At 60.0% G+C, this 22,281-nt stretch carries 17 protein-coding genes, 7 pseudogenes and 1 other annotated feature; of the genes and pseudogenes, 21 read left to right on the forward strand and 3 right to left on the reverse strand.

What is annotated here, in order from left to right; all coding sequences use genetic code 11:
* Window positions 1–8 precede the first annotated feature (8 nt).
* Genes trbE through IVB50_RS18570 form a run of 8 tightly spaced genes read left to right on the forward strand, consistent with a single transcriptional unit; the run spans window position 9 to window position 7,942 of the window.
* Window positions 9–2,444 carry a conjugal transfer protein TrbE gene (trbE, locus tag IVB50_RS18535; RefSeq protein WP_247289293.1) on the forward strand — a complete coding sequence of 812 codons (2,436 nt, stop codon included), beginning with the start codon at window positions 9–11 and terminating at the stop codon, window positions 2,442–2,444.
* Window positions 2,441–3,175, forward strand: coding sequence for a P-type conjugative transfer protein TrbJ (gene trbJ / locus IVB50_RS18540; RefSeq protein WP_247296877.1), 735 nt, complete (start codon window positions 2,441–2,443; stop codon window positions 3,173–3,175). Before trbE ends, trbJ begins: the two co-directional genes overlap by 4 nt.
* A gap of 2 nt (window positions 3,176–3,177) precedes the next feature.
* The gene (trbK-alt, locus tag IVB50_RS18545) at window positions 3,178–3,549 is read left to right on the forward strand and encodes a putative entry exclusion protein TrbK-alt (protein ID WP_247296878.1); all 372 of its coding nucleotides are present in this window, start codon (window positions 3,178–3,180) and stop codon (window positions 3,547–3,549) included.
* A gap of 3 nt (window positions 3,550–3,552) precedes the next feature.
* Window positions 3,553–4,788 (forward strand): P-type conjugative transfer protein TrbL, encoded by a 1,236-nt coding sequence (trbL, locus tag IVB50_RS18550; RefSeq protein WP_247296879.1) that lies wholly within the window; start codon window positions 3,553–3,555, stop codon window positions 4,786–4,788.
* 47 nt (window positions 4,789–4,835) lie between these two features.
* Window positions 4,836–5,516 (forward strand): conjugal transfer protein TrbF, encoded by a 681-nt coding sequence (trbF, locus tag IVB50_RS18555; protein WP_247289301.1) that lies wholly within the window; start codon window positions 4,836–4,838, stop codon window positions 5,514–5,516.
* A 1-nt stretch (window position 5,517) separates the two neighbouring features.
* Entirely contained in the window at window positions 5,518–6,492 is a 975-nt protein-coding gene (trbG, locus tag IVB50_RS18560) for a P-type conjugative transfer protein TrbG (RefSeq protein WP_247296880.1), read from the forward strand.
* Window positions 6,489–7,694 (forward strand): TrbI/VirB10 family protein, encoded by a 1,206-nt coding sequence (locus tag IVB50_RS18565; RefSeq protein ID WP_247289306.1) that lies wholly within the window; start codon window positions 6,489–6,491, stop codon window positions 7,692–7,694. Before trbG ends, IVB50_RS18565 begins: the two co-directional genes overlap by 4 nt.
* 5 nt (window positions 7,695–7,699) lie before the next feature.
* On the forward strand, window positions 7,700–7,942 hold the full coding sequence (locus tag IVB50_RS18570) for a DUF2274 domain-containing protein (protein WP_247289307.1): 243 nt from the start codon (window positions 7,700–7,702) through the stop codon (window positions 7,940–7,942).
* On the opposite strand, the pseudogene IVB50_RS18575 reads toward IVB50_RS18570, so the two are convergent.
* Window positions 7,915–8,198: pseudogene (locus tag IVB50_RS18575) on the reverse strand (LysR family transcriptional regulator); the annotation flags it as partial. The gene IVB50_RS18570 and the pseudogene IVB50_RS18575 sit on opposite strands and share 28 nt — an antisense overlap.
* Window positions 8,199–8,950: 752 nt before the next feature.
* Between IVB50_RS18575 and ald the strand changes: the two are divergent.
* Window positions 8,951–10,063 (forward strand): alanine dehydrogenase, encoded by a 1,113-nt coding sequence (ald, locus tag IVB50_RS18580; RefSeq protein ID WP_247289311.1) that lies wholly within the window; start codon window positions 8,951–8,953, stop codon window positions 10,061–10,063.
* A gap of 226 nt (window positions 10,064–10,289) precedes the next feature.
* Here the strand turns inward: ald and IVB50_RS42735 are convergent.
* Window positions 10,290–12,044: pseudogene (locus IVB50_RS42735) on the reverse strand (aldehyde dehydrogenase family protein).
* Between the two features lie 1,272 nt (window positions 12,045–13,316).
* A pseudogene (gene groEL / locus IVB50_RS18600) lies at window positions 13,317–13,497 on the reverse strand (chaperonin GroEL); the annotation flags it as partial.
* Between the two features lie 22 nt (window positions 13,498–13,519).
* Between groEL and IVB50_RS18605 the strand changes: the two are divergent.
* The 12 genes and pseudogenes from IVB50_RS18605 to IVB50_RS18660 form a co-directional block, all read left to right on the forward strand.
* Window positions 13,520–13,782: pseudogene (locus tag IVB50_RS18605) on the forward strand (hypothetical protein); the annotation flags it as partial.
* Window positions 13,754–13,947, forward strand: a pseudogene (gene nifT / locus IVB50_RS18610) (putative nitrogen fixation protein NifT); the annotation flags it as partial. The pseudogenes IVB50_RS18605 and nifT, both read left to right, overlap by 29 nt.
* A gap of 551 nt (window positions 13,948–14,498) precedes the next feature.
* Window positions 14,499–15,517: pseudogene (locus tag IVB50_RS18615) on the forward strand (IS3 family transposase); the annotation flags it as partial.
* Window positions 14,570–14,686 (forward strand) — a sequence feature (AL1L pseudoknot). Its footprint overlaps the pseudogene before it by 117 nt.
* Window positions 15,518–16,175: 658 nt before the next feature.
* Window positions 16,176–16,625: pseudogene (locus IVB50_RS18620) on the forward strand (nitrogenase cofactor biosynthesis protein NifB); the annotation flags it as partial.
* 92 nt (window positions 16,626–16,717) lie between these two features.
* Window positions 16,718–16,960 (forward strand): ferredoxin, encoded by a 243-nt coding sequence (locus IVB50_RS18625; RefSeq protein ID WP_247282157.1) that lies wholly within the window; start codon window positions 16,718–16,720, stop codon window positions 16,958–16,960.
* A 638-nt stretch (window positions 16,961–17,598) separates the two neighbouring features.
* Entirely contained in the window at window positions 17,599–17,892 is a 294-nt protein-coding gene (locus IVB50_RS18630; RefSeq protein WP_247296881.1) for a hypothetical protein, read from the forward strand.
* Window positions 17,889–18,203, forward strand: coding sequence for a nitrogen fixation protein NifZ (locus tag IVB50_RS18635; protein ID WP_247282156.1), 315 nt, complete (start codon window positions 17,889–17,891; stop codon window positions 18,201–18,203). The genes IVB50_RS18630 and IVB50_RS18635 overlap by 4 nt, the downstream gene beginning before the upstream one ends.
* A complete protein-coding gene (locus IVB50_RS18640) occupies window positions 18,200–18,439 on the forward strand; it encodes a nitrogen fixation protein NifZ (protein WP_247282155.1) in 240 nt (79 codons plus the stop codon). Before IVB50_RS18635 ends, IVB50_RS18640 begins: the two co-directional genes overlap by 4 nt.
* 15 nt (window positions 18,440–18,454) lie before the next feature.
* Window positions 18,455–18,796 (forward strand): DUF3024 domain-containing protein, encoded by a 342-nt coding sequence (locus tag IVB50_RS18645; protein WP_247296882.1) that lies wholly within the window; start codon window positions 18,455–18,457, stop codon window positions 18,794–18,796.
* Window positions 18,797–18,827: 31 nt separating this feature from the next.
* Window positions 18,828–19,097: a hypothetical protein gene (locus IVB50_RS18650; RefSeq protein ID WP_247282153.1), complete on the forward strand. Its 270-nt coding sequence runs from the start codon at window positions 18,828–18,830 to the stop codon at window positions 19,095–19,097.
* 562 nt (window positions 19,098–19,659) lie between these two features.
* Complete coding sequence (locus IVB50_RS18655; protein ID WP_018459463.1) at window positions 19,660–19,866, forward strand: hypothetical protein; 207 nt, start codon at window positions 19,660–19,662, stop codon at window positions 19,864–19,866.
* Window positions 19,867–21,650: 1,784 nt separating this feature from the next.
* Window positions 21,651–22,070 carry a hypothetical protein gene (locus tag IVB50_RS18660; protein ID WP_247282151.1) on the forward strand — a complete coding sequence of 140 codons (420 nt, stop codon included), beginning with the start codon at window positions 21,651–21,653 and terminating at the stop codon, window positions 22,068–22,070.
* Window positions 22,071–22,281 lie beyond the last annotated feature (211 nt).

The following is a 22,281-nucleotide window of genomic DNA, read 5'->3' on the forward strand; positions in this document are numbered from 1 at the left end:
GGCGTCCCATGATGAATCTTGCCGAATACCGCCGTTCAAGCACACGTCTTGCCGACTTCCTGCCCTGGGCTGCCCTGGTCGATGAAGGGATCATTCTCAATAAGGATGGATCGTTTCAGCGAACGGCCCGGTTCAGAGGGCCGGATCTCGACAGCTCCGTGCCGGCCGAGCTCGTTGCCGTCGCAGGCCGCCTCAACAATGCACTCCGTCGTCTCGGATCCGGGTGGGCCGTGTTCGTCGAGGCGCAGCGGCATTCGGCCGGACGCTATCCGCCGGATACATTCCCGGACGTCGCCTCGGCGCTGGTGGATGCGGAGCGGAAGGCGCAATTCGAGGAAGCCGGCAGTCATTACGAGTCGAGCTACTACCTGACTTTCCTTTATTTGCCTCCGGCAGAGAGTGCGGCCGCAGCAGAGCGCCTGCTGTACGAGGGCAGCCAGCGCGCTGCGGGAGCCGATGCACGCGAGCTGCTCGCCGGCTTTAGTGACCGAACCAGCCGCGTGCTGCAGCTGGTCGAGGGTTTCATGCCGGAATGCCGTTGGCTTGATAACGAGCAAACGCTGACCTACCTGCATTCGACGGTCTCGACCAAACGGCACCGGGTGCGCGTGCCAGAAATCCCGATGTATCTCGATGCGTTGCTAGCCGATCAATCGCTGGTAGGCGGACTTGAACCCATGCTGGGCGACGCGCATCTGCGCGTTCTGACGCTCGTGGGGTTTCCGACTGCGACCACGCCCGGGATTCTCGACGAGCTGAACCGGCTGGCATTCCCGTACCGCTGGTCGACGCGCGCGATCATGCTCGACAAGACAGATGCCACAAAGCTGCTCACCAGGATCAGGCGTCAATGGTTTGCCAAGCGCAAGTCGATCGCCTCGATCCTGAAGGAGGTGATGACGAACGAGGCCTCCGCGCTTTTGGATACCGATGCCCACAACAAGGCGATGGATGCGGACAGTGCGCTCCAGGAATTGGGTTCGGATCAGATCGGCCAGGTCTTCGTCACGGCAACGGTCACGGTCTGGGACAGGGATCCGCGCGCAGCCGACGAAAAGCTCCGCCTCGCCGAAAAGGTTATCCAGGGCCGAGACTTCACCTGCATGGCCGAGACGGTCAATGCCGTCGAAGCCTGGCTCGGCAGCCTGCCGGGACAAACGTATGCAAACGTCCGCCAGCCGCCGGTCTCGACCCTGAACCTCGCCCATATGATCCCGCTATCTGCGGTATGGGCCGGAGAGGTGAGGGATCACCACTTCAAGGCTCCCCCATTGTTCTTCGGCAAGACTGAAGGTTCCACGCCATTCCGGTTTTCTCTGCATGTCGGAGATGTCGGCCACACGCTGGTCATCGGACCGACGGGCGCCGGCAAGTCGGTCCTGCTGGCGCTCATGGCGCTGCAGTTCCGCCGCTACAGCGCGGCGCAGATCATTGCGTTTGACTTCGGCGGCTCGATCCGCGCATCGGCCATCGCCATGGGCGGCGACTGGCATGATCTCGGCGGCGCGCTCGATCCGTCAGAACTCGTCGCCCTCCAGCCGCTCGCGCGCATCGACGATCTCGGCGAGCGAGGCTGGGCATCCGACTGGATCGCATCGATCCTGTCGCGCGAGCGGATCGAGGTCACGCCTGAGACTAAGGATCATGTCTGGTCGGCGTTGACCTCGCTCGCCTCGGCGCCGGTTGCCGAGCGGACGCTGACTGGGCTCTCCGTTCTCCTGCAATCCAACGCTCTCAAGCGCGCGCTGCAGCCCTACTGCCTCGGGGGGCCATACGCGCGGTTGCTGGACGGCGAGCACGAAACGCTCGGTGAAGCCTCCGTCCAGGTGTTCGAGACCGAGGGATTGATTGGGACCTCTGTCGCGCCCGCAGTTCTGGCGTATCTGTTTCACCGGATTGAGGACCGCTTAGACGGCCGTCCGACACTGCTCATCATCGACGAAGGCTGGCTCGCGCTCGATGATGCCGATTTTGCCGGCAAGCTCCGCGAATGGCTCAAAACGCTTCGCAAGAAGAACGCCTCCGTCGTTTTTGCGACCCAGTCGCTCGCCGATGTCGACGGCTCCAAAATCGCGCCTGCCATCATTGAGAGCTGCCCGACCCGGATCCTGTTGCCAAACGATCGCGCCGTCGAGCCGCAGATCATGGCGATTTACCGGCGCTTTGGGCTGAACGACCGCCAGACCGAGATCCTCGCCCGCGCCACCCCCAAGCGACACTACTACTGCCAATCTCGACGCGGCAACCGCCTGTTCGAGCTCGGACTTGGCGAAATCGCCCTCGCCTTCGTGGCCGCCTCGTCCAAAGCCGACCAGGCTCTCGTCGACCGGGTGCTTGCCGAGCACGGAAGGGACGAGTTCGTGACCGGTTGGCTCATGGCGCGCGACCTCGGCTGGGCCTGCAATCTCATTCCGCAGCTCGCCCAACAAGGAGCGCTCTCATGAACTGGATCCGGCCGATTCTGGCGGCAAGCATCATCGCCATGATCATGATCCAAGCGCCCGGCAGAGCAAAGGCGCAGTGGATCGTTTTCGATCCCAACAACTACGTTCAGAATGTGCTGACCGCCGCGCGTGAGCTGCAGCAGATCAACAACCAGATCACCTCGCTGCAGAACGAAGCGCAGATGCTGATCAATCAGGCGAAGAACCTGGCCAGCCTGCCTTATTCGTCGTTACAACAGCTCGAGCAATCGATTCAGCGCACCCAGCAGCTACTCTCGCAGGCACAGCGAATTGCCTATGATGTCGAGCAGGTCGATCGCGCGTTTTCCACCACCTATGCGCCGGCATCGGTCAGCATGTCCAATGGGCTCCTTGTCGGGAATGCGCAGACGCGTTGGCAGAACTCCGTTGCCGGGCTGCAGGACGCCATGCGGCTCCAAGCGAGTGTTGTCCGCAATCTCGACACCAACCGCACCCAAATGTCCGCCCTGGTGACGGCGAGCCAGGGCGCATCGGGTGCGCTTCAGGCAAGTCAGGCCGGCAACCAGCTCCTTGCGTTGCAAGCTCAGCAGCTTGCGGACCTTACGGCTACTGTCGCGTCGCAAGGTCGTGCGGAAACGCTCGAGTCTGCCCAGCGCGCAGCTGCGCAGGATCAGGGCAGGGAGCAGCTGCGGCGCTTTCTTAGCCAGGGGCAGGGCTACCAACCAACAACCGTGCAGATGTTTCACTGATCATGAAGAAACGACTTGAACGACTGCCCGCCGCGGCAGCCCTTGGTCTTGCTGTCCTGGTGGTTGGCGTCTGCGCCATTCGGTTGCCTGAGGACAGGAGCGCGACCCAATCTTCCGTCTATCTCGCCTCAAAATCCGATGCGACCGCAGCAAAGCTCGAGCAATGCCGCACCGTCACCTACGAGCAGAAAGAGGCTCTTCTCGAATGCCAGAAGATCTGGGCCGAGCAGCGCAGGCAGTTCTTGGCAGGAAGTAGATCGACAGGTGATCCGGACAGCCGGACAGGCGCCGCGCCATTCCTCTCTCCTGTCCCGCGCAAGGACGAAAGTCGCCTCCCGTCCGGTTTTCCCTCCATTCCAAGCCAAAGCGAGTGACCCATGGGTGGTACCTCCGTCATCGATCAATTCCTGGAAACCTTCACCCGCTACATCGATTCCGGGTTTGGCCTCGTCGGAGGCGAAGTGGGCTATCTCGCTACGACGCTGGCCGCGATCGACCTCACGCTCGCGGGCCTGTTCTGGTCCTTTGGCACTGATGAGGAGATTCTTGCCCGGCTGGTCAAGAAGACATTGTTTGTCGGCGTCTTTGCCTATCTCATCGGCAACTGGAACAGCCTTGCGCGCATCGTCTTCGAAAGCTTTGCAGGCCTTGGGCTAAAAGCCTCAGGCACAAGCCTGTCGGCGGCAGATTTTCTGCGGCCGGGCCGGATCGCGCAAGTGGGGCTTGATGCCGGCCGCCCCATCCTCGACTCGATCTCGGGGCTGATGGGTTACGTCAGCTTCTTCGAGAATTTAGTGCAGATCGTGGTCCTGCTGTTCGCCTGGATCGTGGTGCTGTTGGCCTTCTTTATTCTCGCGATCCAGCTTTTCGTCACGCTTGTCGAGTTCAAACTGACGACACTTGCCGGCTTCGTGCTGATCCCCTTTGGCCTCTTCGGCAAGACGGCCTTTGCGGCCGAGCGAGTGCTGGGCAACGTAATCTCTTCCGGCGTCAAGGTCCTGGTCCTGGCCGTCATTGTCGGCATCGGATCGACCTTGTTCTCGCAGTTCACGGCAGGCTTCGGCGGCAACCAGCCGACCATCGAGAATGCGATGGCGCTGGTGCTCGGTGCGCTCACACTTCTGGGGCTCGGGATTTTCGGGCCCGGTGTTGCCAACGGCATCGTCTCCGGAGGTCCGCAGCTTGGCGCTGGGAGCGCTGTCGGGACGGGCCTCGCCGCCGGTGGCGTTGTTGCGGCTGGCGCAGGTCTTGCCGCCGGCGCGGCCGGTCTCGCGGGTAGCGCGATTGCTGGCGCGGCACGCGGAGGCAGCGCGATTGCAAGTGGTGCGGTGAGCGTGTCGCGGGCGGGGAGCATGTCCGGCGCAGAGGCAAGTGCGTCAGGTGCGCTTAGTCCTCTACGTTCGGTCGCCACTGGTCTTGGCGGAGCGCCGAACCATGCCGGTCGTGAAGAGGGGGACTCTTCCGCCGCTGGGTCCGACGCGCCCCCTTGGGTTCGTCGGATGAAGCGAGCGCAGACGATCAGCCATGGCGCATCAGCGGCTACCCAGGCGATCCGTTCCGGCGATCACGGCGTGGGCGGCGGATCTGTCGACCTCTCGCAACAAGACCGCTGACGCTTCACATCGACCATTTCCATTCCTGAGCATCTTGAGGTCAAACAATGTTCAAACGATCGGCCGTTCACTATGGCCGCATGCCGGAGCCTGTCACTCCGTATCAACGCGCCGCCCAGGTCTGGGATGATCGCATTGGGTCTGCGCGCGTCCAGGCCAAAAACTGGCGCCTGATGGCGTTTGGCTCCCTCTTCTTGTCCGGCTGTTTTGCCGCCGCTCTGGTCTGGCAATCCGCACACGGGACGATCACGCCGTGGGTGGTTGAGGTCGACCAATTGGGGGAAGCCAAGACTGTCGCTCCGGCAAATGCCAGCTACCAACCGACCGACCCCCAAGTCGCTTTTCACCTGGCGCGATTCGTCGAGCATGTGCGTGGTCTGCCGATGGACGCCATCGTGCTCCGCGAAAACTGGCTGCGCGCTTACGATTTCACGACGGATCGCGGTGCCGCGGCGCTCAACGATTATGCCCGCAACAACGAACCATTCGCCAAGCTCGGCAAAACGCAAGTCGCGATCGAAGTGTCTAGCGTCATCCGGGCCTCCCCTGAGAGCTTTCGCCTGGCCTGGATCGAGCGGCGCTACGAGAACGGTCAGCTTGCCGCAACGGAGCGGTGGAGCGCGATCCTCACCATCGTCGTGGAAATGCCTCGCGATCTGGATCGCCTACGCAAAAATCCCCTCGGCATCTACGTCAACGCGATCAACTGGTCAAAGGAGCTCGGCTAACATGCCAACAGGTCTCGTTATTGTGTCACGAAAAGCGCGGCCGTGCTTGCCTCTGGCTCTTCTGGTCTGTGTCTCGACGCTCGGCGGCTGCACGACCTTCAGGCCGCCGCAAATCAGCTACGACAACGAGCTCCCGCCGGCACCGGACTTGCCGGCGCTTGCCGATGATCGCCCGCGACCGCTGCATGTGCCGCCGGCCTGGAAGGCTGCACGAGGCGGCAACAGCGCGGAGCCCAAGGAGCCTGTCGAGCGCATCGAAACCGCAAATGACGCTGCACGCGTGCAGCCTCGCAAAGCCGGCTACTACAATGCGGTGCAAGTGTTTTCCTATAGTCCGGGCGCGCTCTACCAGATCTATGCCGCGCCGGGGCAAATTACGGACATTGCCCTCGAGCCCGGTGAGCAGCTGATCGGCTCAGGACCGGTCGCCGCAGGCGATACCGTCCGCTGGGTGGTCGGCGACACCGAGAGTGGCAGCGGCGACACCCGCCGCGTTCACATCATGGTCAAGCCCACCCGTCCCTCGATCGAGACCAACCTCGTCGTCAATACTGATCGCCGTACTTACCTGATCGAGCTTCGCGCCAAAGAAAAGCCCTATATGCCCTCGGTCGCCTGGTTCTATCCGGCGGATCGTGGCGGGCGAACGCGAGCTCTACCGCCGGCACGCTTTATTCCGGACCTGCCGGCGCGCCGGTACCGTTACGCGATCGAGGGCGACAGCCCGCCGTGGCGTCCCGTCAACGCTTATGATGACGGCCGCAAAACCTATGTCGAATTCTCCTCCGGCGTCAGTCAGGGCGAGATGCCGCCGCTTTTCGTGATCGGGCCCGACGGTAAAGCCGAGATCGTCAACTACCGCGCTTACGGAAATGTGCTGATTGTTGACCGGCTGTTCGCGGCCGCCGAGCTGAGGCTCGGCGAGGAGCACCAGCAGAAGGTCAGGATCGTGCGAACCGACGGGAGGTCGCTTTGAACGATAGTGACCAGGCGATCGATGAACCAAACGAACCACCTCGGGCCAGGCCACCGGAGGAGATCGCCGAAGCGCTCCGGCTTCGGCCGGATCCTCCGCAAGTTGCGCGCCTCTCGCGAAAGGTCCTGATAGGCGTCAGCGCTTCTGTGCTCGTGCTGGTCACCGGCGCGGTGCTCTGGGCGCTGCAGGAGAAACGGTCTCATACTTCAGCGCCTGAGGAGCTTTACGCCACCGACCACCACAATATCGCCGATCAGCTCGCGACCTTACCAAAGGATTACACCGAGATCCCGAAGGACGTGCCGCGTCTAGGGCCGCCCTTGCCGGGCGATCTCGGCCGGCCGATCGTCGCAGCACAGGGGTCTTCGACATCCAGCTCCCTCGGCATCGATGCCGAACAGCAGCGTCTCAGCCAGGAGAGCGAGGCGGCACGGATCAGCAAGGTATTTGCCAGCACCAATGTCCGGCCACAGGTCCCTGCCACCTCATCGAGCGAAGCTCGTTCATCCGCCGCGCCATCATCCGACGAAGCATTTGCTCAAAATGGCCAAGACCGAAAGCTTGCGTTCGTCAGTGCAACGGTCGATCGTCGGACGACAAGCTCCGATCGCCTTGTGAGGCCCGCTTCGCCTTTTGTCGTTCAGGCCGGAACGGTCATTCCGGCCGCGCTGATCACAGGAATCCGCTCCGACCTGCCTGGCCAGATCACAGCCCAAGTCACAGAAGCGGTGTACGATTCTCCTACCGGGCGAGCTCGCCTTATCCCCCAGGGAGCAAGGCTGATCGGGAGCTACGATAGCCAGGTCGCATTTGGACAGTCGCGCGTGCTCCTGGTGTGGACGCGCCTTATCATGCCGAATGGGAGGTCGATTGTTTTGGAACGGCAGCCCGGCGCAGATGCGGCAGGTTACTCTGGTCTTGAGGACGAAGTCGACAATCATTGGAAGGAATTGTTGGGGGCCGCCGCTCTTTCGACGCTGCTTTCCGTCGGCACGGAGGTGAATTCCGGGGCGGATAGCGGCAATACCAACAGCGATCTCATTGCCGCGCTCCGCCGTGGAGCTGGGGAATCGATCAATCAAGCGGGCCAGCAGATAGTCCGCCGCAATCTCAACATTCAGCCAACTTTGACGATCCGTCCGGGATTTCCGGTGCGGGTGATCGTCAACCGTGACCTGGTGCTCGAACCGTATAGGGGGTGAGAACGATGCCCAAGTTAAAGCTCGGCGCAATCCACGACGACAAGCCGATCAAGATTACGCATGAACTGCCCGCGAGCGTGCACAGGGATCTCGTGGCATATGCCGAGATCCTTGCGCAGGAGACCGCTCAGCCGATCGGCGATCCAGCTAAGCTTATCGCGCCCATGCTGGCCCGGTTCATGGCAGCCGACAGGAGCTTCCGGAAAGCGCGCCACGCGCGTCAGCGACCACTCGAAGGCGATGGGTAGCGCTCAGAGACCAACTTCAGGAATTCGTGCAGCGCCGGGTTTCATTGTCGGCGCGCCAATAGGCAGAAAGCTCGAATCGGCTCGCACCCGCGCCATCGCGCAGCTCCCGGTAAACAAGGCCGGCAAAATTTGCGCCTATGTCGGCCTCGAACACGAGGCTGATTCCTGTGTTCATGCTGATCAGGCTTTTGATGATGCCGCGATTGACGTCGTGGCGCCAGATTTTTGGGCGGACCTCAGCTCGGAGCTTGGAAACGCAGAAGATCTTCGAGCTCGTTCAGTTGCAAAGCTCAGCGCGGCGATTACGCACCTGTCATCGAGGATAGCGAATGTAAACCCGCAGCGGATTCCAAATTTGTCGGCTTCTTCGAACAGAGCGCGTTCAGGCTTCGGCCGATTTCGCACTTCAAATCCGGGCCCCGATCGGAAGAGCTTAGGCTGGCGCATTGCCCGACGTACCACCGGATCGACGGAGTCGTAGCCGCGCTGCAGATGGATGACGGTCCAGGAGGGGGATATGTCGAGAGGTTGCAAGCAATGCCTGGCTCGCGGGAAGAGCGAGATATGCGAAGCACGATAGTTTGAGCGCAGCGGCGACCCAAGCCATGCTCTGCTAAGCTGCGTCTCGATGCGCACTTTCGATCAATCGTTCAGCAGACCTTTGAAAAACCCGATCCATCCTTTGATGAACTAACGGGCCTCCATCGCAAGCGCTACTCATTTTAGCAAATCGAGCATCGTTGCGAATGAGGCAAAACAACGAAGAAGTCGATCCAATCCGGCGTAGATCAATCCTGATCAGGAGTGTTTGGTTTGGCTGCCGGGGCCGCATCAGGTCTCGCCACCCTGTGGTAGCATCCCTGCCATCTCGGCGGTCTTCGGTCGCCTGTTCGAAATCCTGCAAGCAGGCGGAGAAGATCGCCGGATTACTGCGCTATTTGGCCTCTCGCCCCGCAGGTTTGTAACGCTCTTCCGATTACAACGAGCTGCTCACCATGGAGATTGCAAATGAAGGTCGGTGTTCCCAAGGAAATCAAGACGCACGAGTACCGCGTCGGCCTGACGCCTGGGGCCGTCCGCGAATACGTGGCCGCTGGCCACAGCGTATTGCTCGAGACGAACGCCGGCGCCGGGATTGGCGCGACAGATGAGATTTACCGAAAAGCTGGAGCGACGATTGCGGCCTCTGCTCGCGAGGTGTTCGCGTCGAGCGAAATGATCGTGAAAGTCAAGGAGCCACAGCCCTCCGAATGGACGCAGCTGCGAGAAAACCAGATCCTCTTCACTTATCTGCATTTGGCTCCGGATCCGGAGCAGGCGAAGGGCCTTATCAAGTCTGGCTGCACCGCAATTGCCTATGAAACTGTGACTGACGCGAACGGCGGCCTTCCACTGCTTGCCCCTATGAGCGAGGTTGCGGGACGACTTGCGATCGAGGCCGCGGGCGCCGCGCTGAAGAGGTACGCCGGCGGACGGGGACTGCTGATTGCCGGGGTACCGGGCGTGCCACCCGCTCGCATCGTGGTGATCGGCGGGGGCGTTGTCGGCACTCACGCTGCAAGGATGGCGGCAGGCTTAGGCGCTGAGGTCACAATCCTCGACCGTTCGATTCCCAGGCTTCGCGAACTGGATGAGCAGTTCCAAGGGCGAGTACGGACCAGATTCTCGACGATCGAGGCCGTTGAAGAAGAGGTATTTGCGGCAGATGTTGTCATTGGCGCCGTTCTCGTTCCTGGCGCGAGCGCGCCGAAACTGGTCAGCCGAGGTATGTTGAGCTCGATGCGCAAAGGCTCCGTGATCGTGGACGTGGCGATCGATCAGGGCGGATGTTTCGAGACATCGCGGGCGACGACACATGCCGATCCAACCTATGAGGTGGATGGCGTGATCCATTATTGCGTTGCAAACATGCCCGGAGCTGTGCCGCTCACCTCAAGCCAGGCACTCAACAACGCTACGCTACCTTTTGGTGTGGCTCTCGCAAGTAAAGGATTTGCAGCTGTGCTCGAAGATCCGCATCTGCGCGCTGGCCTAAATGTCTATCGGGGCCGGCTAACCTATAAGGCTGTCGCCGAGAGTCTCGGGCTTCCCTTCTCGCCGATCGAACAGGCTGCGGCCTGATCCCAGAGGCTCTGCTGGGACATTCTCTCGCAGACTTGGGCCACTCATCAGAGTGGCCCCTTTTTTGTGCCGAGTATCAGCCACAGCTTGGAGGTGGAAGTCCTCTAGGCAACTTGCGACGGCGAGGGGCTCGCGAAGCGCAAGCGCGTCAACACGCCCGGGGCTTTTTGAATGGGGGGCACGGAAGGGACGACTGCTAGTGCCTGTTCGCACTTCCAACCCGCAGCTAGAGCTCACTCGCGGCGCGGTCGGGCACATCATCCTTCCAGCGTACCGATCCAAACGGCGCTCCAGCATACGGACGGAGACGCACGGGCTCAGGCCCGATATGGAAAGCCGTGGCCTTGCATCTAATGCGCGCTCCGAGCGTGTCCAGCGGTTGCGTTGGCGCAAATAATCGAGCCATGTCGGGCAGTGATAGCGCTCGGTCCACAGCTCGGGGTCGGCGATATCACGCCCAATCGACCAGCCATAGGCGCCGTTGCGTTGCCGATAGAGCTGCACATTCTGCATAACGTTGTGGAAGGCGCGCGCATTTTCCGAAGCCACGCGATATTCGAGCTCAATCACCAGCGGGCCGCTCCGGTATGTCAGCGGAAGCCGCACCTTAGGATCGCAAGCATTTCGGCGTCCTCCCCGCGCTCGGTGATGGCCGGCATGCGCAGCCAGCGTCCTAGCAGCGGCAAGAGCAGCATCAATCCGGCAGAGGCGAGCAGCGTGATGTCCACACCGATGGCATTGGTGAGGCGACCCCAGCCCCAACTGCCAAGTGCGAGGCCTCCAGAGAACGCAGCCTGCCAAGCTGCAACGGATCGGCCCGCAACCCAGCGCGGGGCCGAAAGCTGCACGTCAATGTTGAACAGCGTCACGTCCATACGCCCGCAAAAACAGAGCTGCGGCTGTCAAGCCCGAATTATGACTGAGCACCATCGCCGCGATCGCGCCGCTCATGGACAGTGTGCAGGCACGAACCGCATCTTCGCCGATCTCTATGCCGCGACCTTGGTCGAGAGCTTCTGCACGAATTCCTCATAGATGCTTGCCTGTGCGTAGAGGCGATTGGCGCAGACGCAGGTCTGGTCCATGTTGCGGTATTTGGAGACGATGGCGCCCTCGATGGCGGCATCGATATGGGGGCCTCGAACTCCACGAAAGGCGCCAGCTCGAGGCCGAGCTTCTTCAGGCCGATGCAGGCCCGACCGTAGAGGATCTTGCCGACCTCCGTCGAGCCGGTGAGGCCGACAAAGCGCGCGGCCGCGTGCACGCACAAAACCTCGCCGATCGTCCCGAATCTCCGGCGATGACGTTGAAGACACTCTTGGGCACGCCTGCCTTCTCAGCGAGGGCTGCGAGCGCAACCGCCGAGAGCTGCGTCTGACTGCCTGGCTTCAGCACCACGGTGCACCTGCGGCGAGCGCCGCCCTACCTCGCGGGTGATCATCGAGTTGGGGAAGTTCCAGGGCCTGTGGCGCCGCAGACGCCAATCGGTGGCGTGATCGCAAGCAGCCTTGCATCCGGGCGCGGCGATAGAATCGTTTCGCCATAGATGCGGCGCGCCTCTGCGGCGTACAACTCGGCATAGGCGCCCCGGTATCGAGTTCGCCTAGCGCCTCAGAGAGCGGTTTGCCCTGCTTGGAGGTCAGGATTAGCGCGAGATTCTCGCGATTTGCGACCATCAATTCGTACCACGCGCAGGGTGTTGGAACGTTGCTTGGCTGTGAGCTTAGGCCATGCAGGGAGCGCTCGTTCAGCAGCCTCCACGGCTCTCGAGCCGTCGGCTGAGAGCTGCGGCAGTTTGGCGAGCCAAATGCCGATCGCCAGATTGTTTTTACCGCAGAGCCAGGTGAGCCAACTCAGGCGCCATCAATGTAGCAGGTCTCCCGCCGAAGTGACAGGTCCTTCAGACGCTAGCGAAGAAGGACGAGCCTTGCGTGGATTGTGCGGCGGTGGTCGGGGTCGCCTTGCTCCTGCAGGTCTTCAAATCCGAGCAATCAGGTCTTCGTCGACCGCGAAAAAAGGCCGCGCGAGATACCGCGCGGCCGAGTCAGGGAGGAAACGCCCCGAAGGGCACTGAATAGGAGCTCGGCAAGTAAATGAACTCACCGCGAACTCCAATCTTGCACGAAGCGATCGTTAGATCGTGCAAGCGGATATCGGATACTCATTTACCTGAGAGGATTGGAGGCGTTCGTAGCGATATCTTGCAGTTTTTGTGCGCAGATTTCGCCAACTTCGCAGCACTTGCTATCTTGCAAGCGCTTCTCGCGAGAACATTCGAACTTGCGTACTGTTCATTGAGAGCATCGAACACTCGCTCGTGTACGCGTCCGGTCCCGTTGATGGTTTCAGGATTTACGGAAATCAATCTAAATTAGTCAGCGCTCGTGACGAGCGGCAGAGAAATGTTGAGCGCGGCGATCCAGCAGGATAGCTGCGCGTCGCGACAGTGCGAACCAGCATCGGGCGCCTCCGGACAAGTCATTTGAGGGGCAAAATGCGCAAAGTTGCGATCGGAATTCGTGGAGATCATCACCGCGTCGCGGATTGCGCGTTGGGCTACGCGAACAGCTGGCACCGCCGGGGATTTCAAGCGCCATTGTCACAGGCGCAATCTGCGCTGTCGCCATGCTCTACGGGAGCGTGGCGCAACGTGAGTCGAATGCCAGCAACGAATTCAAAGATCATGTTATACCGTTGTCACAGACCTTCTTGGAATCTGGGCAAATTGCAACCCTCCCTGCGGTCTGTCATCAATCTCTACGCAGCGGGCTTCCAGAACGTGGTCTCGGCCCGACGAAGCCTTGGCTTCAGCGAGATTGAGGAGTTCAAGGCAAGTTACGAATAGCCGTCCGCGCGGTTGAGCATCGGGTGAGCGAGCTCAATCAGCCTCAGCGCCCAATATTGATGCTGAAGATGCGTTGCCACGACCATGAATTGATGTTGCGCGGCGAGGACAAACTCATCGCGATGAAAATCGTAAAAAGAGCGCCTCCGGGGCTGGATTCCATCACGGAGGTGGTTCCTCGGCACCAGCGTGGCGGAGCGAGAGCATCACAACTATCGTTGTGAGGAGGACACGGCCGCGACGTCTCGGGCATCAAAGAACAACGGCAACTGTGGTGAAGTTCATAGTCTTGGAATCAGCTAGTAGTTCATTTTAAAGTGTCAGCGTGCTTCCTCGTGCTACTTCTTTGCTCCTTGCGGAGTCGCCAAGTGTTGGACGCAACGACCACTGCGCTTTTGCGTGCTGTTCGTCCGAGGTGGTCTCCTCGGTCTGAGCCTGATCTGGGCCACGCGTCCCAATGTCAGCCTTCTTGCCGGCGCCATTGACGATGGTGGTGTTCTCCTTGCCGATCATCACCCTTCTTGGTGCGACCGAGCATGTTGAGCGTGACGTTCTTCAGTTTAACGCCGAGATCTTCCGAGATCGCTTGGCGAAAGAAACGCAATTTCCACCATCTAAATCGTGCGGGCATTGCCGCTTCGCTCGGATCAGCCTGCGGATCCTGCTCAATCGCGCCATCGCATGTCCTGCACGGCGCGCTGCGCTTGTCCCTGCCGCGTGAGACAACCCTCCAGAGGTCGACCAGGTCGTCTCCGTATTGGCAAACATTGTGGCTCACCTGCGCGCAACTCGCGGGAGCATGCTAAACCACACAAGTATGCATCGCGGTCGAGAAAATTGGCCTCATGAAACTCTTGAGTCGCCGCTCTCTTGATGCGGGCCTTTCGCAAGAAAGATCTCGAAGAGCCGATCGCGGAATCCGAGTATGAAACGCTCCGGGGCGATTGGAATCAGAATGGCCATTAGCTGGATGCTCGATCTGCCTGAGATGGCGAGCGACACGCCGCTCCCGATCACAATGAATGCCAAAACGCGCGGGAAGACAGGGGGACCGATGAACGCGCTCCCGCGAATTGAAATTTGTCAACGCAGTCGACGCGAAGGCGATTCCTACTGATCTGGGGTGAGGATGAGAGCTCAGCATTGTTCCGTATCTCGGACCTGACCTCGCCGAGTTGATCGGACCAGATATGCCAATGACACAGGAGGCCTTCTGCCTTCTCCAGCAAAGTTGCACTATCGCGCGAGGCCAAAGGCAACGTCTCGGATGTCGAGAGCGACACACATCGCTCCACCGTGACGGCATTGACGGTCCAGGCGTTCGTGCGCGGGTGGAGCCGACACCACTGCATCATCATCTAGCATCCTTACCACGGCCTGTGATAGTCGACTCTTGGTACGACGGCGCGATGCGGACGGCTCTCCGGTACACGCGACGGATGGCGTGAGGTGAAGGTATCGCGCGCTCCGGCATCCACGTCGATTGCTGGTATCCAATTTACGATCCGGCAGGCCAAGAGGTTGATCATGCCTCGGCGGCCCCATTGGCCTACTGTGCTGCGCAACACGCACGGCAGCGTGCTGCCGGTCAAGAGCTTGAAGGCGCTCGAACGAGAGAACCGCGAGCTTCGGCAGGCCAATGAGATTCTGCGCAAGGCAAGCGCCTATTTTGCGATGGCGGAGCTCGACCGCCGGTCCAAGCCATGATCGCCTTTATCGAGGATCATCGTGGGGCGCATGGGGTCGAGCCGATCTGCAAGGTGCTGCCGATCGCCCCCTCGACCTATCACTCCCATGTGGCCAAGCGGCGAGATCCCGCCAGGCTGTCGGCGCGCGCCCGGCAGGATGCTGCGCTGAAGATCGAGGTCCGGCGCGTCTTCTATCAGAACTTCGGCGTGTACGGCGTGCGCAAGGTCTGGCGGCAGCTCAAGCGTGAAGGGTTCGATGTTGCCCGTTGTACCGTGACGCGACTGATGCGGGACATGGGCCTACAAGGGGTCATCCGCGGCAAGCCCGTCAAGACCACGATCAGCGACAAGGCCGCGCCATGCCCGCTGGATCACGTCAACCGCCAGTTCAAGGCGCCGAGGCCGAACGTCCTCTGGCTCTCCGACTTCACCTATGTCGCAACCTGGACCGGCTTCGTCTACGTCGCCTTCGTCATCGAAGCCTATGCCCGCAGGATCGTGGGCTGGCGAGCCTCGCGCACGGCGCATGCAGGCTTCGTGCTCGATGCGCTGGAGCAGGCATTGCATGATCGACGGCCGGTCCATCGTGGCGGGCTCGTGCATCATAGCGATAGGGGCAGCCAATACGTATCCATTAAGTACACCGAGCGCCTGGCCGAAGCCGGCGTGGAGCCCTCCGTCGGCAGCGTCGGAGACTCCTATGACAATGCTCTCGCCGAAACGATCAATGGACTTTACAAGGCGGAGGTGATCCATCGGCGCGGACCATGGCGCAGCTTCGAGGCCGTCGAGTTCGCGACGCTGGAATGGGTGGACTGGTTCAACAACCGAAGGCTCCTCGAGCCCATCGGCAACATCCCGCCGGCCGAAGCCGAGCAACGCTACTACGCCATGATGGAACACCCCGCCATGGCGGCATAACTTAAACCAAGTGGCCTCCGGCAAACCCGGGACGGTTCACTAATTACTGACGCTGGATTATGTTGAGGTTCTGACTGAAATCGGCATCCAGACACCAGTTCCCGACCTCATCAAGGAAAGGCGGAACGGATGCAGGTTCCTCCCTCTTCTTCGGCTGTCTCTTCACTGATCTGCTTTTGCTATTTATGCCCGGCAGATCACCAAACGCTCGGCTGACGTCCATCACGCGATCGTCGATCCGCAAGCACTCTCACGCAACGAACTCTGCTTTCTGGTCGAGCAACACCTGACACTGGTCGCGATATGGCCCGCACGCGATAGAGATGTTGAGCGCCAAGTAGCGGCGTAAAGTGGTCTTCTCGCCGCGGTCCGCTAGTAGGAAGAGGTCGCATCGCAAGCGACCGGTGCGTGTTGGGAGATCTCACGCGAGCTCAATGAGAACCCAACGGCCATCTCCGTCACAATTGCGACGCCTGTCGCATTTCCGACGTGTGAACTGTCGCTGACGCGTGCACAACTGTGCGGACCAAGTCTAGCTAACTCGTTCATACGGCGGGAATGCCATCGCCATCCGAGATGGCACGCGAGTTGCTAACTCTCGTTCTGTGGCCGCTCAGGCTGATCGCCATGGGCACACTTGGTAGAGAATTGAATATGGATGCTGTTGCCGGACGCGGAAAACATGTCAAAGATGCTGAGGATAGCGGCGGGATGCGCCGATTATAAGGGTTCCCGGAGCTCTTCGAAGAATGGCAAAGGGAGCTATGGGTCACAGGCTGTCCCAGGCGATCTGCCGGCCGAAATCTGGGACAAAGTGAGGACGCATCCCTGCTATAGCGAAGAAGCTCATCATCATGACGCTCGCATCCATGTCGCGGTCGCGCCGGCGTGCAATTTTCAATGCAACTACTGCAATCGTAAGTACGACTGCGCCAAAGAATCGCGTCCCGGTGTTGGTCGTGACAAGCTCACTCCTGAGCAGGCGGCGGGAAAGCTGCTCGCGGTAGCCACCAGAATTCCGCAGCTGACTGTGCTCGGTATCGTCGGCCCCGGCGATGCCTTGGCCAATCCGAAAACGACTTATCATGCCATAGATCTCCGTGCCCGAGTACGGCACAGCATTCGGGCTCAAAGGCCAAGCGCGGCGACGCCGCGATCCCGCAAGAACCGCTGATCTCGGTCGCGTAAGAGGTCGTATCTATGCCCTTCAAGATCGTCGCCTCGCAGTGGACGCGTTCCTCGGATTGTGAACCCTTATACCCGAATGTTGCAACGTCGGAGAAGGCTGGAAGCTTCGCAATTGAATCCCAGAAATGCACCGAACGCATCGTCTACTTTGACGAGCCGCAGTGTGTCGCTGTCTGTCCAGTTGAAAACACCAACGTCATGGATACATCAGTGTCGCGTTTACCACGCGCCTGCCTCAAAGGGGGGTGCTCGTGAACTTCATGCCGAGCTCCGTCACTCCAAAGTCGCGAGTATCGCCGTGTGCATTGACGGCGCCGCAGGCGTCGACTTGCAATTTCCTGTCATGCCCACGGATTACTCGGGATCGATCGCCGACATCGGTGCGTACGCGGCGCCCCGGACCCCGCAAGAAACTAACGAAGCGCAACAGTCCAAAGTTGCGCATCGATGTCGAGTGCCCACTAAGCAGCGCTGTCATCGATTTGAGCCACGCCGCTGTGCAGACGGGCCTATTCTTCGCCGAGCCAGGTGCATCGCGTTGCAATGTCGAAGGGGCCACCTGTCAGAGGAGCAAAGCTGCCCATGAACCTGGACCCAGTCATTCCACTATCAGGCAGCAAGGGAGCATTGGTCGCACAGACGCGGCTCGACGAAGGTCTGCTACCCGAGGCCGAGGATCAGCAACGGCAGACCGGGCTCTTCTATCATCTGGAGGGAGTGGCCGAAAACATCTGCTCGAAGCAGAGACGTTGGCCTCTGTTCCGATCGAGCTCTACCGCTTAGACGTCTACAGACTCGCTGGGCTAAGACGCCGGAGGTGGCAAAGCTCTGCATTTTATCGCGTCTGTCGGGTCGGGACGCAGCGCATCGGGCCGCGTCGGCTTGGCTGGCTGATGAATGATGAGGCCATTCAGTTTCGCCGCATGGTGGCCCGACGTATGGGGCTGCTTGCCACGGTGAACGATCCCGATACCTCCGTGCACCTCGAGTACGCGCAGCGACCTTCACCTCATTTGGTAACCGCTCTGAACCGCGAAGCTGAACGGCGTGCCCGCTACGAAGTGGCGAGTCGCATCGCGGATGACGAGTCGGCATGTCCCATCGCAGACAAGGACAATATGCTGCGGAAGAGCACCTCTGCTCGCGTCTCCGTGCGCCCTGCAGGTTCGCCAGGGGGCGGTGCATGAACATGATCGTTTCCGACAGTGATGTGGTCCAGCTAAGCGGGCGGCCCGCGTTCAGCTTTGGCGAAAAGGTGAGGGCCAGCAGTACCATCCGCAATGACGGCACCCTTTGCGGCAAGGAGATCGGCGACATTCTGGCCAAGAAGGGCGACCTGGGTTACGTCGTTTCCATCGGTACGTTCCTGCAGAAATTCTATATCTGCGGTGTCGAACTTCTTGAAAGTGGCTACCGCGTCGGCGTGAGGCGCAAAGAGGTCGGACCGGTCGACGAGGGGGTAGATGATCTGCCATTGCCGGAAGTGGCTGTGTCATGACAGAGCCGCGCATTCCAAAATATCGATCGGGCCAGCGCGTGAAAACGGCAGCCAATCTCATCAATGACGAGTCAGTTGCCACCGCGCCGCCTGATGGGATCCTGGTCGGCGCCGGTGCCATCGGCGAGATCGTCCGGGTCGCGATGCATACCGAAGCAAGCGTGCCGATTTATCTTGTAGATTTTGGTGAGCGGCTGGTCGTTGGTTGTCTTGAAGAAGAGGTCACACTCCTTTGAGGGGATGTTCTCGCAATGAGAGTGTCGAGAGAGGTACCGGTCGGGCTGATCCCGCATCCGAACGAGCTAGATCGCAAGCGGATCGAACGTGCTTTGATCTTCCGCAAGCACTCGCCGAGTGTGACGCCGGTAAAGGCTGGCTATCTCATTGAGAGTCCCTGCTGCTCGCGCAATATTGACAACGATGGCGGTCAGATCGATGTCGCGCTGTTTCATTACGATGCCGTGAGCGGGATCTGGAAACTGTTCTTCAAGAATCATGCGCGAGGAAGCTGGAAATTCTACAGCATTTTCCACCGGCTTGCGTCGGCGATCGACGAATTGAACACGGATCCCGAGCGGCCGTTCTGGCAGTGATGCTCATTGGCAACAATCATAAGGAGTCACAATGGCGCTCGCCACAGAACAATTGATCGAAATCGAACGCCTGCTTGAGACAGCTAACACAGACACTAGCGCCGTTGCTGACCTAAGGCGCTGCTTTCCGCAGCTCACCTTGGTTCGATGTGATGCGTCGGATGTGGCGCAGCAGCCATTCCGGCGTCTTCCGCAGTTTGACCTGCATCTAATCGATGGATCAGACCACTGCATGCAGATTACGGCCGACCAGGCGCGAGCGACTGGATTGGTGCTGGCTAGAAGGCATGTTGGGCGGTGATCGGCACTGGACCCGCAGAGAATCGCCCCGATGACGCGCAGGCGGTGAATGCAATTCCGCTCTCGCATCCTGATATCGTTGTTGCCGACTCTCGGCTGTCGAAGCGCTATTGTGTTCGCAGCGAATTTCCAGTCGGTCGACGACTGAGATGCTCAAACGAGCTTTCGCGATCTATGTTGGCCGCAAGCATAGCGTTGCGGTTCCAAACGCACGATTGGGCTCCTGCCTGGCCTGAAGGCGCTCGGTATCGAGCGAGAGGAAGAGGTAATCGCCTCTTCCTATTCGTTTCTCAGACCGTGCATGCCGTCGATCTGGCGGACACACGGGGAAGTTTGCCGACACCGAATGTTGGTCCGAAACGTGCCTCAAGACAATGCCGAAGAACGCATGAGGCCTAACACACGGGCGATTATCGCCGCCAACCCGAACGGGCCACCCGGCACCAATGCAGGTGCGAAGTTTAAGTCGCTGCGCGAGGTCCACCCCAAAGCGGGCCGAAACTGAACACGCCACAATCGAGCAGCCCACCGGTCTCTAAACCTGGAAAAAAAACGGGAACGATATGAATCCGCAGATCATCATTCACGTCCGCTTCGCCCCGAATGGCAGGGTGATCCAGATCAGCGAGCGCCCGGCGAGGCTCACGCCCGACCAATGGTTTGATGTTCTCAAGACCCGAGCCGGCTCTGCCTATCGCCCACTGTCCCGTGGTCGTGGCGTTTTTCGGGTGACCCGGGCCGCAGTTGATACCTTCAAGCAGAAACTGTGACGCCGGCATGAGCGAAGAGATCATCGATATCGTGGCTAGCCACGATATTGGGGTGTTCGCAGGCTGTCCAGCCGATGCGATCAAGCGGGTGGCGCCAGGGCGTGCAGTCTGTCGCAGATCGAAGACATCGGCGAGGGCCTGCCGGTTACAATTCGTGTGATTCTTTCGGCAATGACTATTTCGATAATACCAATCGTTGCTGGCACGACGGTGTTCGGCTTAGCATCGGTTACTGCGGGTTGTTCTCCCCGGATCGGTCATGATTCAGATACAACGGAACGGTGCGACCTTGGAGGTCGACAGTGGGTTTTGCATCGGGGTCCCGTAATGGACACGCGCTTAGATCGGTTGCACTCCACGCTGTAGTCGACAGTTGGGTCCGAGTGTCGGGGGCGTACAGTCGCGATGGCGTCGGCTTTGCGAAACACCCACGTGCCGGCGGTCTCGTTCCTCCGATAACCGATCGACAGGCCTCGTCCGATTGAAACCAAGAGGGGCGTTTCGCGCACCGGCTTGTCCAGCCACGCACTGCGGCTTTTGAGCGCTTGTCCCTGATGCGCCTGACCATCGGCGATGCCTCAGCTTCATTCTGAAAGTGTCCAGCCGGAGTCCAGTGGACAAGGATGTATACGGGACTGACACCGGGGGGGGGCGCCAGCGCACTCGAATTCTTGAGACGACCGGCAATTTGAAGATCTCTATAACAGGGCGTCGTGTCCTTCTCTCAGTTGCACAAGAAAAAGCTTCACTCACAAGCAGGCTTTGGCCGCGGGAGGAGCCTATGGGATTGAGACAAAAGCTCGCTAGCGTTTTCCTTCCTGCGGAGCCTTTAGCGCCGTCTGCTTCTCGAAAGCTGTATAAGCGGAAGACACCGCCCAGCATATGTTAGGTGAATCATTCCGTTCACGTCGCGATACGCGAGAAACGACAAGTCTGAGTTGGCAGCTGAATTAGACGGGGTTGTCTCTTACAGAGATATTTTCCCAATATTACCCAGATCCTGATTTCGGGGCCAGCGACCAATGCGACCTCATGTGGAATAATCACCATCGGGTCAGGGCCGCGCCTCATAAGGTCGAAGCAGGACAGTTCCAGTCATCTCCATGCTGAGCGAAAAACGCCGGGTATCCACGGATGACCGCGAGGACAAAGTTCTATCGCTCCGATCTCATCGGCAAAGGCTGCCGCAGAGCCGGAATGATCTCGTGGGATTGCTCACGCCCTTCATCGGAAGAGAAAAGTGAAGCGGGTTATGGCATGAGCTACACCGACGCAGCCTTTAGTTCTTGGTGGACCCTCTGGAAGAATAACTACGAAGTCTTCTCAGCAGATGGCTGGACGTCCGATGATCCCTTCGGCCTTTGGGTTGCAGACGGCGAACACTGGGAGGACCATTCTCGGCTCCTATTGTCAGTTCGAGGCATCCAATGTTCTTGATGATCTGAGCGAGCCCAGAGACATCTGCCCGTCAAGAACATCTGCTTGTTGGAAGCCTGCTCATGCCAAATGCAAGGAAATACGCCTGTCCCAGTCGCATCGGCTTTCACGGAAACCAGAGTTCTTGCCATTGAGGGGGAGCGCCGCGATGCATGATCGACGAGCGCGTCGATGGATCTGCATTCTGGCTCATCGTTCCGAGCAGTTCCTGTTAACCGAGCAGGAGTGCGATTGTTGGTTGATTTGTGCCTGGCTCATGTGGGTAGTCGCAAGGCGGTCATGATCACATGCAAACAGTTCAGGACGCAATTTGCAATCGAGCGCGCCCGCTATGCGGCGGCGCGTGGATGCTGATGCCGCCCTACCACGGCGTGAGCCTCAACGCGGACGCGCCCTCGATGCTCGATCGTCTCGGCCGTATCGCAGATGCGGCCAAGATTTCGATCCTGGTCCTGAATGCGCTGCTCAGTGACGTGACGTTAACAATGTCGTTTCTGGTGCGCCTTGCCCGGGAGATGCCGCGCTTTAGCTATTTCAATGTCGAGGTGCCGTTTGCCGCGGCGAAGCCGCGGACGTTGACTGACGCCGGAGGAGAGGCAATCCTCGGCCCCTTCGACGGAGAGGAAGCCATTACAATGATGCCAGATCTCGATGCTGGTGCGAGCGCGACGATGCCGGGCGCGCTGCTTCCTGATCTATTGCGTCCAGTGATCGATCATCACACTAGGGGACGCAGGCGGGAAGCCGCCCTGCCTGTCGTTAATTGATTTCGAGAACTGCCAGTGTGGCCTGCGCGCCGCCACGGGCGCGACGTGACATAGCTGAAGGAAATTCACTCCCACTAGCTCGCCCGCGAGGTCAATCCGATGGCTCCATTGGTGACGCTAACCCGCCCACATGTCCGCTCCCGAAAGAACTAGGTTCAATCAGCTGCCAGGCGTCAAGAGAGGTGCGGTACCGACAAATTCACCGCCACAA

This window comes from Bradyrhizobium sp. 87, from assembly GCF_023073015.1.
Classification (GTDB): Bacteria; Pseudomonadota; Alphaproteobacteria; order Rhizobiales; family Xanthobacteraceae; genus Bradyrhizobium; species Bradyrhizobium canariense_D.

What these genes read in the sequence shown, in the direction of transcription:
- IVB50_RS18640 (WP_247282155.1), top strand. Translation starts at nt 18,200, where the DNA reads ATGACAGAGCCGCGCATTCCAAAATATCGATCGGGCCAGCGCGTGAAA.
- IVB50_RS18630 (WP_247296881.1), top strand. Translation starts at nt 17,599, where the DNA reads ATGAATGATGAGGCCATTCAGTTTCGCCGCATGGTGGCCCGACGTATG.
- IVB50_RS18650 (WP_247282153.1), top strand. Translation starts at nt 18,828, where the DNA reads ATGGCGCTCGCCACAGAACAATTGATCGAAATCGAACGCCTGCTTGAG.
- IVB50_RS18625 (WP_247282157.1), top strand. Translation starts at nt 16,718, where the DNA reads ATGCCCTTCAAGATCGTCGCCTCGCAGTGGACGCGTTCCTCGGATTGT.
- trbJ (WP_247296877.1), top strand. Translation starts at nt 2,441, where the DNA reads ATGAACTGGATCCGGCCGATTCTGGCGGCAAGCATCATCGCCATGATC.
- IVB50_RS18570 (WP_247289307.1), top strand. Translation starts at nt 7,700, where the DNA reads ATGCCCAAGTTAAAGCTCGGCGCAATCCACGACGACAAGCCGATCAAG.
- trbK-alt (WP_247296878.1), top strand. Translation starts at nt 3,178, where the DNA reads ATGAAGAAACGACTTGAACGACTGCCCGCCGCGGCAGCCCTTGGTCTT.
- trbL (WP_247296879.1), top strand. Translation starts at nt 3,553, where the DNA reads ATGGGTGGTACCTCCGTCATCGATCAATTCCTGGAAACCTTCACCCGC.
- ald (WP_247289311.1), top strand. Translation starts at nt 8,951, where the DNA reads ATGAAGGTCGGTGTTCCCAAGGAAATCAAGACGCACGAGTACCGCGTC.
- IVB50_RS18635 (WP_247282156.1), top strand. Translation starts at nt 17,889, where the DNA reads ATGAACATGATCGTTTCCGACAGTGATGTGGTCCAGCTAAGCGGGCGG.
- trbE (WP_247289293.1), top strand. Translation starts at nt 9, where the DNA reads ATGATGAATCTTGCCGAATACCGCCGTTCAAGCACACGTCTTGCCGAC.
- trbF (WP_247289301.1), top strand. Translation starts at nt 4,836, where the DNA reads ATGTTCAAACGATCGGCCGTTCACTATGGCCGCATGCCGGAGCCTGTC.
- IVB50_RS18660 (WP_247282151.1), top strand. Translation starts at nt 21,651, where the DNA reads ATGCTGATGCCGCCCTACCACGGCGTGAGCCTCAACGCGGACGCGCCC.
- IVB50_RS18645 (WP_247296882.1), top strand. Translation starts at nt 18,455, where the DNA reads ATGAGAGTGTCGAGAGAGGTACCGGTCGGGCTGATCCCGCATCCGAAC.
- trbG (WP_247296880.1), top strand. Translation starts at nt 5,518, where the DNA reads ATGCCAACAGGTCTCGTTATTGTGTCACGAAAAGCGCGGCCGTGCTTG.
- IVB50_RS18655 (WP_018459463.1), top strand. Translation starts at nt 19,660, where the DNA reads ATGAATCCGCAGATCATCATTCACGTCCGCTTCGCCCCGAATGGCAGG.